This window comes from Ktedonobacter sp. SOSP1-52, assembly GCF_016587395.1.
Window position 1 is genome coordinate 766,046 of record NZ_BNJH01000001.1, and the last position, 12,513, is coordinate 778,558.

Annotated in this window: 11 protein-coding genes and 1 pseudogene; 6 read left to right on the plus strand and 6 right to left on the minus strand. The window is 51.5% G+C overall.

Features of this window, described 5'->3' with window-relative positions:
* Positions 1 to 51 precede the first annotated feature (51 nt).
* From JMJ16_RS03490 to JMJ16_RS03500, 3 genes are all read left to right on the plus strand, one after another.
* Positions 52 to 975, plus strand: coding sequence for a GNAT family N-acetyltransferase (locus JMJ16_RS03490; protein ID WP_201378431.1), 924 nt, complete (start codon positions 52 to 54; stop codon positions 973 to 975).
* Positions 976 to 1,410: 435 nt separating this feature from the next.
* Positions 1,411 to 1,806: a hypothetical protein gene (locus JMJ16_RS03495; RefSeq protein ID WP_201378433.1), complete on the plus strand. Its 396-nt coding sequence runs from the start codon at positions 1,411 to 1,413 to the stop codon at positions 1,804 to 1,806.
* A complete protein-coding gene (locus JMJ16_RS03500; protein WP_201378434.1) occupies positions 1,800 to 2,777 on the plus strand; it encodes a sodium:calcium antiporter in 978 nt (325 codons plus the stop codon). The genes JMJ16_RS03495 and JMJ16_RS03500 overlap by 7 nt, the downstream gene beginning before the upstream one ends.
* Positions 2,778 to 2,834: 57 nt before the next feature.
* Here JMJ16_RS03500 and JMJ16_RS03505 read toward each other — a convergent pair whose 3' ends face one another.
* Both JMJ16_RS03505 and galE read right to left on the minus strand, forming a co-directional pair.
* On the minus strand, positions 2,835 to 4,067 hold the full coding sequence (locus JMJ16_RS03505; protein ID WP_201378435.1) for an MFS transporter: 1,233 nt from the start codon (positions 4,065 to 4,067) through the stop codon (positions 2,835 to 2,837).
* 204 nt (positions 4,068 to 4,271) lie between these two features.
* Positions 4,272 to 5,249 (minus strand): UDP-glucose 4-epimerase GalE, encoded by a 978-nt coding sequence (gene galE / locus JMJ16_RS03510; RefSeq protein ID WP_201378436.1) that lies wholly within the window; start codon positions 5,247 to 5,249, stop codon positions 4,272 to 4,274.
* Positions 5,250 to 5,494: 245 nt separating this feature from the next.
* On the opposite strand from galE, the gene JMJ16_RS03515 reads away from it, so the two are divergent.
* Entirely contained in the window at positions 5,495 to 6,070 is a 576-nt protein-coding gene (locus JMJ16_RS03515; RefSeq protein ID WP_201378438.1) for a YbhB/YbcL family Raf kinase inhibitor-like protein, read from the plus strand.
* A 37-nt stretch (positions 6,071 to 6,107) separates the two neighbouring features.
* On the opposite strand, the pseudogene JMJ16_RS56470 reads toward JMJ16_RS03515, so the two are convergent.
* Positions 6,108 to 6,512 (minus strand): annotated as a pseudogene (locus JMJ16_RS56470) (beta-ketoacyl synthase N-terminal-like domain-containing protein); the annotation flags it as partial.
* Between the two features lie 375 nt (positions 6,513 to 6,887).
* Here JMJ16_RS56470 and JMJ16_RS03525 point away from each other — a divergent pair.
* Complete coding sequence (locus JMJ16_RS03525; RefSeq protein ID WP_201378440.1) at positions 6,888 to 7,568, plus strand: hypothetical protein; 681 nt, start codon at positions 6,888 to 6,890, stop codon at positions 7,566 to 7,568.
* Positions 7,569 to 7,749: 181 nt separating this feature from the next.
* Here the strand turns inward: JMJ16_RS03525 and JMJ16_RS03530 are convergent, their stop codons facing one another.
* The 3 genes from JMJ16_RS03530 to JMJ16_RS03540 form a co-directional block, all read right to left on the minus strand.
* Entirely contained in the window at positions 7,750 to 8,970 is a 1,221-nt protein-coding gene (locus JMJ16_RS03530) for a sialate O-acetylesterase (protein WP_201378442.1), read from the minus strand.
* Between the two features lie 151 nt (positions 8,971 to 9,121).
* The gene (locus tag JMJ16_RS03535) at positions 9,122 to 10,681 is read right to left on the minus strand and encodes a PQQ-binding-like beta-propeller repeat protein (RefSeq protein WP_201378444.1); all 1,560 of its coding nucleotides are present in this window, start codon (positions 10,679 to 10,681) and stop codon (positions 9,122 to 9,124) included.
* Complete coding sequence (locus JMJ16_RS03540) at positions 10,674 to 11,288, minus strand: RNA polymerase sigma factor (RefSeq protein ID WP_201378446.1); 615 nt, start codon at positions 11,286 to 11,288, stop codon at positions 10,674 to 10,676. The genes JMJ16_RS03535 and JMJ16_RS03540 overlap by 8 nt, the downstream gene beginning before the upstream one ends.
* A 354-nt stretch (positions 11,289 to 11,642) precedes the next feature.
* Between JMJ16_RS03540 and JMJ16_RS03545 the strand changes: the two genes are divergently transcribed.
* A complete protein-coding gene (locus JMJ16_RS03545; RefSeq protein ID WP_201378448.1) occupies positions 11,643 to 12,377 on the plus strand; it encodes a hypothetical protein in 735 nt (244 codons plus the stop codon).
* Positions 12,378 to 12,513 lie beyond the last annotated feature (136 nt).

Here is a 12,513-nt window from a genome sequence, read left to right on the forward strand (position 1 = left end):
CGGTTTTCTTGCCGCTCCATATAAATGTTGAAGATAAAGGAAGCATTGTAGATGATTTCTCGCTTGGTTACGTTGCCAGATGATTTTGTTCGTATTGATGAACTCCTCCGTATTTGTGAAACTGCAGATATGGTTGATCTCGATCTTCATCGCCACGCGCTCCAAAAAAACCAGGCTACCGAACGATTCCAGGTATGGCTTGATGACGCTGGCAACATGCAAGGGTTTGCGCGGCTCCACTTTAATGAGACAGAGAGCTTGACGGAAGGCCGTTACTGGTATTACCTTCGGCCAACAGCCCTGGGTCAGGGTATCGAGGCGAGTGCTTTACAGTGGGCTGAGCAGGAAACCTTGCAGCAGCGTGCGGATCGTGCATGTCGTCTCTTTACCGCGTCGCGTGCGGATCATACCGCTCGTTTTCAGTTTCTGGAAGCAAACAACTTTACTCGTGAACGCTATTTCTTCACCATGAAACGAGCGCTACATGAGATTCCACCAGATCCAGAAGTACCCAGTGGCTACACGATTCGCACCGCGACATTGGCAGATATCGAAGACTTTACTGATTTGCATAATGTGGCGTTTCGAGAACACTGGAACTCCCCCCCAATTACCAGTGAGGAATTGCATGCGGAGAAGCTTGACCCTAACTATCGGCCTGAGATCGATCTACTGGCGGTGGCCCCTGACGGCACCCTGGCCAGCTTTTGTACTGCCAGCATTGAGCCCATGAAACGCGAAGGAATTGATGAAGTTGTTGGCTTTATCGATGGCCTCGGAACCCATCCATTACATCGTGGCCTTGGACTTGGTCGTACACTCCTCCTCCAGAATTTGCGCACACTGCGTGCTCTTGGGATGATCAAGGCATACATTAGCGTCGATGCGGCTAATCCCACAGGTGCAGTGCGTTTGTATGAGTCGGTGGGATTTCAAACGTTTGAGACATGGCTCTCCTACTTCAAATCTTTGTAGCCAAGCGCGCACTGGTTTGAGCGCTGACTTGCATCTCACCTTTCCAGAGAAGATATAGATCAGCGCTTCCAGCTCAATCTGTTTAGACTGGCACCTGCTGATCTTTTCGCTCCCATACACCATACCCCTTCGTGCCTGCGGCACAAAGGGAAAGTAAGCAGGCACAGACATCAAAGAGAGAATATGTGATAGGATAAACAGAACAAAAATTGCTGTGCATTTGTAGAAGGAGAAACCTTTCGTGCAAGATCACTCTGGATCTACAGCGTGTACGGATTCCGCGAGGGAATGCGCATGCTGCGCTTCAATAAACAGCGTCGGGTCGATGTTACGCTTTCTTCATAGGCGTCACGCCCATAGCTCCAGGCTCCTACACACCGCTGCAGGCTATAATGTTCACAAAGCCCAGACCCTTACACGCTATAAGGAGAAGGTATGATGATGAGCAATGGAATGCTGGGGCAGCCAGCACGCCTCTACTTTCAAGGTCAATATGGCCAGGAGCAACAGGGACTGCGGTTGCTCGATGCCTACCTTTATATCCACAAAGAGAGCTATGAGGTGGCGCGGCGCTTGTTAGCATACCTGGAGTTGGGAAGATACCACGAGAACATAGACGCACACCTGATTTATGGAGAACTGGCTGGTGATTGGACTATTGATGCGACGGTCTATAGCCTGCAAGACTATTTCAATTATATGGTTGTACTCAGTACAGAATATATAGCGGGAACGCAAGACTTGAAACGCGTGCTAACGCTTCAGGCGCTCCATGACCTGCGCATGACTTTGCGCAAGCAGTTGATCGAAGAGGAGAACACGGCGTGTTGACTGGTGTATTGGCACTCCTGCTATTGGGGATAGGAACGCTTGCCCTTATGAAGGGCGCGGATTGGTTTATGGATGGTGTTGGCGATGTGGCGCGTCTGGCTGGCATCAGCCTCTTCGTCCTGGGTATTATTCTGGCAGGGCTGGAGCCGGAGGAGATGCTCACCGCGGCCATTGCCTCGGGTCAGGGGAATGCCCCACTCGCGCTGGGCAATATCCTCGGTAATAATTTCACGATGATTACTATCGCGCTTGGCCTCTCGGCAATCCTCTTTCCCATTGTTCTTGGGCGCGAACTGCGCCGCCAGGCCGTCATTGCCACCCTTATCTCGCTGCTACCAATCGGTCTGCTTTTTCTGGGAGATGTATCTCGCCTGGCTGGCTTGCTGCTCCTCGTCGTCTTTGTTGGCTACACATGGCTACTACTCCGGGTAGATCGCCAGGCCATCGAACGCTTTCAAAAACGTGATGATGACGACGATGATGACGACGACAATCAACAAACGCCCAGACAGAAGCTCTGGCGATCACTAGGACTCGTCGGTGGTGGCTTGCTGGGAATGGCTCTGGGAGGACCGGCCATCGTGTGGGGCGCGGAAGTCCTGACACAGGTTGTTGGCCTAAGCCAGCACGTTATTGGAGCCACGCTTGTCTCCCTGGCGACCGCGAGCGAGATGATCGCCCTGGGGATCGCAGCGGCACGTAAGAGGCAAGCGGAGGTCCTGGTGGGTGGTGTGCTAGGATCATTCGCCTATAACCTGCTAGTTACCCTTGGCCTGGCAGCCCTGGTGCGCCCACTCCCAGTAGATCTCCATCAATTGATGATCTCGCTGCCCGCTATGATCCTGGCTCATTTGCTACTGCTCGGCTTCATCTGGCGTGGGCGCCTGGGGCGCTTGACAGGAACCTTCCTGCTCGTACTCTATGCGGGCTTTATCCTGGCGATGGTGCTCACCGGCCACCAGGTAAGCTAATAGAAAAAAGTAATTGGGACATATAGCTAGACAGGCATCTCCTGGCTATTGTGACCCTTACTGTCCATGCTCTTGCCTCTGGGATCGAAGAGGAAGCAGCAGGGCGACAATACTCAAGAGAAGTAACGCCCCTCCCAGGCCAGTGCCTACCCACGCCAGCCCGCTATCTCCCAGGTGCCCTATAAGCGGGTCCAGGGTGCTTTTCCCCAGCGAGCCAACCAGGGAGAGCGCGGAGAGCGTGGTCGCCCTGGTAGTGTCTGCGATACGCCTATTCACCTCTTGGGCTATCACAGGTTCCTGCCAGGCGGAAATGACGATCACGCCCGCGATTAACAGGAGAGTAAATAACCAGCTATGAGTCGCCCATGGTAAGAGCAGGTAGCAGAGCCCAGGGAAGAAGCAGGAACAGGCCAGCAAGAGACGTGTGCCCAATAGCTTGTGTATAGCTGCCAGGCGTAGGAGAATGAGCAACTGCAAGCCGAGTGCGGCGGCTGTTAGCGGCCCAAATAGGGCAACTGGAATACCCGCTCGTTGAAAGTAGGGCTGATTATACCAGAAGACTGCATTTGTCAGCGCAAAATTCGCTGACCCCCACAGGCTCAAGAGCGTGAGGACAGGTTGAGAACGCACGGTCTTCCAGGCACGTTGTAACACTTGCCTGACTTGCACCTGCTCACTGCTCTCAGTAATTCTAGAGGCTGGGGCATAGTGCCATATACGAAATGCCGCAAGGAACGCGAACAGGGAGGGTACAACGCTCGCCATAACCGCAAGCAAGGAGCTGGCAGCACCCAGAAAGCTACCCGTCAGCAGGCCTAGAAAGAATCCCGCGCTCGACGCGCTGGCGAGCAGCGCGAAAGCCTCTCCGCCTTGCCTGCTTCTCTCATGAGCAGGTAAAGCAGCGTAAACCAGGGCACTTTCGCAACCGGAAACACAGGCAAAAGCCACACCACCCAGCACTTCAGCACAGGCAAAGAGCCAGAACCCATGTGCGAGCACGAAGACTAGCATCCCCAGCAGGCCAATAGCGCGCCCAAGCAGAATCATCCTGGCATAGCCAATGCGCTCCGACCAGATGCTAGTTGGAACGTCAGCTAGCCAGATGCTAGCCGAGAGAATCGCCTCCATCAGAAACATCTCGGTAAAATTAAGCCCTCGCTGCTGCTGAAAGAGGACCAGCGTGGTCGAGTAGAAGAATAAATTACTGAAGAAGCGCGAGATAACCAGCCAGCGAAGTGTTGGCATAGAGAGCAGTGAGCGCCCCGGCACGAAGCGCCTAAAAAAAGACATGTAAATATCCTCCTGTCTAAAAAACACCCATCATCAGAGAAGGTGGATACAGGAGGTGCACGCGCGGCCTGTCGAGCCAGCAGGATTTATATTGGATGTGGTTGTACGTGAATACGATCCATAATGAATTTGTTTCCCACTTGCGCATTATACGCCATTGATCTGGTTGCGAACGAATACCCGCAAGCAGACCAATGGCATATATTAATCGTGATAACCCTGGGGATGGGTCTGAAGCCAGTTCCAGGCATCGGCTATCATGCTCGCCAGTTCCGGCTTTTGTGGCTTCCAACCGAGATCGTGCTGGGCCTTCTCGCTGGAGGCAACCAATACAGGAGGATCGCCCGCGCGCCGATCAGTCTTGATAGCCTTGATGGGTTTGCCCGTCACCTGACGTGCGGTCTCGATGACCTCGCGGACCGAGAAGCCCTTGCCGTTGCCCAGGTTGTAGATTTCGTGTTTCCCTGGCTGGGCATGGGTAAGGGCCAGGATATGCGCTCGTGCCAGGTCCTCAACATGGATATAGTCGCGAATTGCCGTACCATCAGGGGTTGGATAGTCCGTGCCATAGATCTGGACTGCTTCGCGGGTCCCTGCCGCCGCCTGGAGCACAAGCGGGATCAGGTGCGTCTCAGGATTATGCACCTCGCCCAGCTCGCCACTGGCGCCAGCGACATTGAAATAACGCAGGCTGACGGCAGCCAGGCCATGTGCCGCGGCCTCAAAGCCAATCATCTGGTCCACAGCCAGCTTGGAGCCGCCATAGGGATTAGTTGGTCGGGGTTGCGCGGTCTCCAGGATAGGAGTCTCCTCCGGTGCGCCATAGACAGCCGCCGTTGATGAGAAGACCAGGCGCTTCACGCCCGCCTCGCGCATGGCGTCGAGCAGGTTGAGTGTACCCACGACGTTATTGCGATAATAGCGCTCTGGCTGCGTCACCGACTCGCCCACCAGCGAGAGGGCTGCGAAATGCAGCACGCCATCAAAGCCATCCTTGAAAGCCTCTTTAAGTCGCTGGGCATTGAGCAATTCGCCCTCCACCAGTTTGACCTGGGGCAACACTGCCTGGTGGTGACCCTTGGTGAAGTTATCCAGCACAGTGACCTCATGCCCAGCCTCCACCAGTTGCTTGGTCATGACACTACCAATATATCCGGCCCCGCCGGTAACAAGAAACTTCAAGCTAGAACCTCCATAATAGGTTGTATTTCCCTGTAATCATACAACAGATAGAAAGCATCTGTAGATTTTGTTCATGATTTCTTCGACATCACGGAAGCTGCATCTTTCTATTGGTCGAGAGCGTGTAGGCAGAATGGAAGTTGGTTCTACAGAGGAGTTCGTACGTTTCTGCACCCATGTCCAAATCAGCGAAAAGACGGATATCAGCATGGATGGAGGAGGACCGTCGGGAGGAAAAGATCGTCATGAACACTTCTGCCACCTGGAAACAAGTGTATATCCTATTCCTTAGTAGTATCCTGGGGGCGCTATTCATCGTGAGTACCTGCACGACGACGTTTGCCGCCCCAAGCTTGGCAACAGGAAAAAAGGAGGCTCCTATGAAGCTCACCAGTCCTGCCTTTGAACATGGTCAACCGATTCCATCTCAGTATACCTGTGATGGAGCCAATCACCATCCGCCCCTTACCATTTCCGATGTGCCAAGCGAAGCACAAAGTCTCGCCCTGGTGGTTGAAGACCCAGATGCACCGACGAAAGTGTTTACGCATTGGCTCATCTATGATCTTCCTCCCTCAACGCAGCACATCCTGGAACAGGAGGGTCCTCTCGGAGGTACTGAGGGCGTCAACGATTTTGGCACACGTGGCTATAAAGGGCCATGTCCACCTTCTGGCACACACCACTATGTCTTTCGGCTCTTTGCCCTCGATACACGGTTAGCGTTACCGGGAGGCATGAAAAAAGAGGACGTATTGGCGAAATTGAAAGGCCACGTGCTTGCAACAGCCGAATTAGTAGGAACGTATAAGAGAGGATAAGAAGTTCAGCGCCTCCCGCCAACATCACCTTGGCCATCCCATGGCGAATGGTCTCCCAGGCTTCGCCAAGTGCATTCCCACCGGTTGCGCAGGCGGAAACAGCAGCCCATGCTGGTCCCCGCGCACCGGTCAATAGCGAAACCATCCCTGGAGCCACGTTGATCATCATCATGGGCACCAGGAAAGGACTGACACGCGTTGGTCCTTTTTCATGCAGAACGGCGCACTGTTCGTGGAGGGTCATTAACCCACCAACGCCGCTACCGATACATACCCCGATTGGGGGGGCAAGCTGTTCTGTGATTGAGAGCCGCGTTTGCCAACTGCAAGGGACTAGATAGTAACAGACGCAGAATCTCCCTATCTTTTGTCTCCAACTTTGTTTGCGCAAGTGTCTGCATCGCTGGCACCAGCCTTTTAGTGGTGATTGAAGCCAGCTCATACATCCAGTGTACAAGCCAGCTTCTTACGCAACTTTAATTTTTGATATTCTTCTGACTAACCAGGGTGCCCAAGCTCTTTGATGAGGGATTTCCTTGTAGAAGATGAGCAGAAGCAATCGGAATGGTATGTTTGTAGTTACAGTTGAAGAAAGGTTTGAATATCGTATGGTTGATATACAAGAAATGACTCAAAAGCGTGTCGTCTATACGTTATCAGGTATAGAAGCAATATCGATACGCAAAGACCTCACCTACAAGACAGTTGGCGGGATGCACTTAAAGATGGACGTGTACTATCCATCCAATCTCCAGAGCATCACGGTATCCTGCCGTCATCCTGGTTGTGTTTCCTCTCGCAGAAGAATGAGACAAGCTTGAAAGAAAATAGATTGGAAGAAACAAATACTCTCTGGGAATATATATTGACCACATATGGCTATTGTCCAGCATCAGAGAACCTTCAGGAAGAACGGATCTATCATGCCATTTTTCAGCCTACTTTCCATCGACATTGCTTTCTCTCATTGCACATCACACCTGGTGATACCGATGCGCTCTTGACCTTCGGCAACCTCGCTCACATCTGGGATTTGAAAAGATACTTTGAAATTTTATCTGAGATCAGGGAAATGCAAGAATTTCCAATACTATCGGATGAAGCGACCATATATTTAAGTAGCATGCAAAGAGAAACTTTGGGAGGAAAAAGTGTATTTCCGTCATTTATCAATGAAGAGTCAGTATATTTAAGAAACGTTCAAATGGCACCAGTCCCAGTAGAAGCTCTTCGACACTTTGAGCAAAAAATGCAGGAAGTCCAGCCTTTTGAGCTAAATTCTTTAATGCTGAAGCCTCAGGAGGCCCGTGATGGCATAACAGCGCGTGGAATCATCACCGATAGGTATAGCAAGCATCATTTTGACATATGGCCTATACCCCTGACGAGCAGACATAAAGCCTTTTTTCTGGAATTCATCAGATTAGGCTGCACAAGCGTTGAGGGGACGGGACAGGAAAATTTGAAGGAAATCCAGCGCTACCTCTCTTTGGAATGACTCACCAAACACTTGAGGCCGACGACTTGCGCTGGCAATATGCGAGGCGCAGAAGAGGAGGCATATACAAAGAAGGCATTTCCTGGACATTGGAGCATAGAGGACGCAAGCGAACAGTGTCCCCTATGCTATCAAAAACGGAGTCGAAATATCACTCTATTCACAAAATATTCGCTTAAGCTCAAGCGAGTAGCCACGGGCCAAAGGCAGGAATAGCCATGTCCGCGCCATCGATAATATTGCAATAGGGATCGGCACCCCAGCCATACCAGAGGGCTGCGCCTTCAGGTAGAGGCTCCTCCGTGAGATGCAGGGTAACGACATTCCCCTCCAGGGTCGTTTTATAGATGGCTGGGATGGCAACTCCCTGTTGATCACGCAACGAAAAGCCTCCGGGCAGCCCATGTGCGTACAGGCCCCCACGCACATAACGGTACATGATGCGGATGCGCGCTTGCTCTCTTTCGAGGACGACAGAGGAGATATCAGGCGAACGTAAGCCATCCACACAATCAGCGAGGCGCCTACCAAGTCGTTTCAGGCCTTGCGTGCCGACATGAATCCAGTCGTTCAGTTCGAGGTCGATTGTCGCTACCATCGCGGTATGGGGAAGTATATCCTGCCATGTACGCTGCGCCTCGCGCATCCCACTCCAGCACACATCGGCGTCAGGGTCCGCAATCGAGCGAATAAATCGACCAATTTGCACATAATAAAAAGGAAGTTCCGGCGCCTGTAGGTCGTCGCGCAAAGCTGTCACAAGGGTATGCATGCGCTGATGATACCGTTCGGTCGCTTCGGGATAGGCATCACTCTCCCCCTGATACCAGAGCACGCCCGCGATCTTGCCACCCACCTTCTCCACACGTTTGAGCAAAGCACCATACAGAGAGGCATCGCCCTCATCACGTTTGGCCGGGTCCCACTGCTCCATGGAGGTTCCGCCGTGCGCGCTTGGAATCAGTCCGATGGGTACTCCGGTACGGATATAGCGCTCCTTGGCGAACGTCAGGCCCAGGCCCGCTCCCTTTGTTCGCTGGGAATCACGAGGTGGCATTTCCTCTGGTACCTTGTCGAACCCCCAGAGTTGATGATGCACAATACGTGGCGACTCACCAAGCCAGTGCAATGGCTCTTCCGCAATGGCCCACTCCTCGCGTGACTGAAAAGAATGCACAAATGGAGAAGGTGATTCGACATCTACCAGATCGCCAATACCCTCCATATTGCTCTGCCCGGCCAGGACCCAGATATCTCCCACCAAAATATCATGTGCGTCCCCCACCGTATATGGTCCCCCAACGGGCAACTCCACTATCTGTCCATCTGCCTGCTTTACGCGGGCCTGATTGTCAGAGTCTCGCTGCAATACCTGGTAGCTCTGCAAGGTTGTGTAGATCATCGGCGCTGCGTGCCCTTTCAACTAAAAAAATAGTAGTCAGCTTTACTATATCATTTTTCAGCCCGCATACAGCCAGAATTTCTCAAGGGCATATGATAACGGGCTGGCAGAGCCAGCCCGTTATCATATGCCCTTATGCCCTTTTTTTACTCTACATGCCTGCTCCACCCGCGATAACAAGGACATCTTTTACCGCGGCAAAGTGCCAGAGTTCCTTGCCAGTAGCCTGATCAAGCACAGCCCTGCTTAGCGGAAGTACCAGACTGTTGCCGAAAGGGAGAATCAATGGAGCATTTGACACAACACCATCGACGTCTTTGGACCAGTATATCTTACCATTCTGTGGATTAATGGCTTGTACTCTTTGCCTGCCTCCGTCAAGGTTGAAAATGCCATAGATGCTTCCATTGTTACTCGCGATGCCGACACCCGAGACTGTGTTTTGTGGCCCGGTCGTACACCAGGCATGTGTACCATCGCTGGTGTGATATCCACAGAAGTGGCTGCCATCGAAAAGCACCAGCATATTCTGTACAACAACAAGGTCTGTAGGATTGCTAGCTTGCGACATGACTGACCACGATTGTGTGCCAGTAGTAGCATTCAGGGCAATGAGTGGTCTCTGATCTTTGTGGGAACCCTTAGGATCGTCAACTAAAGAATGCATAACCTGGACATAGAAGACATTATTCGCTACCGTAGCGCTAATTGGCATAGTTTGAACATCTTTCGTCCAGAGTGTGTGCCCATCATTCCCGTCCAGGGCTTTAATATAATGCTCATTGGCAGTTACATAGGCAACCCCTTTGTTCACGCTAAGTAGCGCAGGTTGAGATGCGTCATAATGCCAGATGATCTTACCCGTTTTTGCGTCCAGCGTATAAAGGTTTCCTTGTGAGTACCCACTAGCATAGACGCGTCCCTGCTCTACTACAAGCGATGGCAAAAAGTACCCAATAACAACATGCTGGTCCATTGTCCCTAAATCTGTCTGCCAGATAAGAGTTCCATCCAACGCATGCAGTGCCAGGACTTGCTTATTACCGGCGAAGTAAACAACGTGATCCTGAACGACCAGGTTGGGGTTGGCACTATCCCTGTAGACTAACCCCTTCTTGCCCTTGATGTCAAAGACCTTACCATCTAATCCTTTTGGCACCGTATAGGACCAGAGTTTTACCCCTGTAGAGGCGTCCCTTGCTGTAAGAACTTCCCTTCCTGCGGTAGGACCAGCAAAGGTAAGTTCTGCGGCAACCACAATATTGTGTAGTGTTTTATTAGAAGATCCGGTGGATGTTTGTTGATTCTCGGCAAGGTTATGAGACACGTTTATCGCCGAGAAAATGAGGAGCGCGCTGCCGATTAAGATGGCAACAATGGCAACAGCAGCAATCCCCCGCAGAGTGGTTAGCCAGCGTTTACGGGTTCGCGGTGCCTGCTCTGGCTGAGAGCGCAAGCTACGGTTAAGTTCAAGGGGCGGTGTTTCTTCGGTTGCCGGTGGTTGCTTAGAAGATACGTGGCTCATTGTAGGTTCCTCCTTTTGATAGCCATCTTGATGCATCTCAAAAATTAAATGCTCAAGATAAGGATCGTCTTCTGCTTCTTGCAGAATCGTGATAATCGTATCCAAATCTCCACGCTCAAGCGCCGTACTATAGCGATAGAGCGTCTTTTCATATGCCAGGCGTTGCTGCCTATCGTGCTTAAGCATGGTGCCCTCTCTCCTTCCCTTGCTGATCTCGTGCACGCCAGGTCGACCGCAGACGATTCAGCGCTCGATGTAGGCGCACGCGCGCGGAACCTGGAGAAACATTAAGCGCCAGGGCCAAACTCGATGTGTCCAGGTCCTGTAAAAATGCCAGGCGTAGCACCCGTCGATCCTCAGGTAAAGCCAGCGCAAGTAGTTCAGCAACCTGTGTGCGCGTCTCTACCTCTTGTTCAGGACCTGGATGGGCCAGGCTGCTCAGTTGATCAAAAAAATCGCTCTCGCCGCCAGGTTCCTCAGCAAAAAGTGAGCTACTGAATGAGAGTTCACGCTGACTTTGCTTGAACAGAGAGGCGCGCCGTCGTTTAATAACGTTCGCGGCAATACCTAAAAACCAGGCCCGAGGTTGGCGCACAGTATGAAAGACATCAATGTGGGCCAGGGCCTCCAATGTGGCCTCGTTCAAGACCTCGGATGCGATGTTCTGTAGCGTCTCGCCCTTTGCCAGACCAGCGCGTGCGACATACGAGCGTATAATGCCCAGGAGTGGCTCCATATTCTCCTGCAAGAACGCGTGCAGGGCCAAGGCAGAATTATCCGCTGGTTGCTGCATAGCCTGTCTCTTCTCTCCACGAGATATCACAATATTTCACAATCCATTTCTCCAATACTGCTTCTCCAGGATTCTCAGATACATGAGATAGTCAATGTAGCAAGTCGTTTTGTTACAGCAAATTAAAATAGCTACCAATAGCGGTTTTAAAACAATCTGATACAGATATACACAGGATAATTCATGTATAAGTCAAATTACCAGAAAAGCATATGACAAAAAGAAGAATGCAATAGTGACTAAAAACAGGTAAATACGTTACTGTTATTGCGAAGCTTTTATTGTCGAACCCGCAAAATAGGCCCTTTAGTTCTTTATTGACAGAATACCTATATAATGCAGGGGGAATAAGCAATGTCTATGCGCAGGATGGCATTCGGCGCTCAGGGAGGGTACTCGCTGGCGCGTTTGCTTATGCTATTTATCAACACCTATTCGGGACGTATTATTGGTAGTTCGCTGGTATTGATCGCGGGCATTATTTATGGTCTACAATCGCATGCGGTCTCGTATGATCACGCCCCCGCTGGGACCTACCATATTGTACTTGACGCCGAGGAAGGCCGTTATTATTTGCACTGTGAAGATTGCCACAACACTATTTATTACATTGCTCAGACCGGCGACTTCAAGCAGTTTGTAGAGTTTGATAGTAGCGCTCGGCTTGAGGACATGATCTATCGTAGTGATGCACTGGAGAATGTCAATGTCGATGGACAGACAGGCAAAGGCTACAAACTTACCTACATCGCCCAGGTTAATGCCAGCGGTCAGAAAACCGTCTACGGGACGCAGGAGCACCAGGATCATCCAGATGATTACTTCGATAATCGTTGGACCCTTGGTCTCCCTATTATGGCGTTAGGTGGTGCGCTTCTCGTCTTCTCTGTCTGGATTCTGATCTCTGATAAGCGCAAGTTCACAGTGAAGCAAGCAGCCAGACCAGTGGAGCGCGTGCCAGATCTAACACCAACGCCCTTAGTTACCATGTCAAGCGCTCCACATGCTTATGGCAATAGCTATCAGGAGTTTAGCGCTTCCACCGATATGCACCCCTACCAGGGTCCACGGAACCTACCCGAACAATAAATAAGTAGTGCATCCAACACAATTCTATCAGGTATACTAGAAGTAGAATAGCAAAATCCTAGGCGTGATGATGTAGCTGGAAAACTGGCACAGGTACCATTGACCTGTGCGCTGTGATGGGGATGAAGAGGTGCTC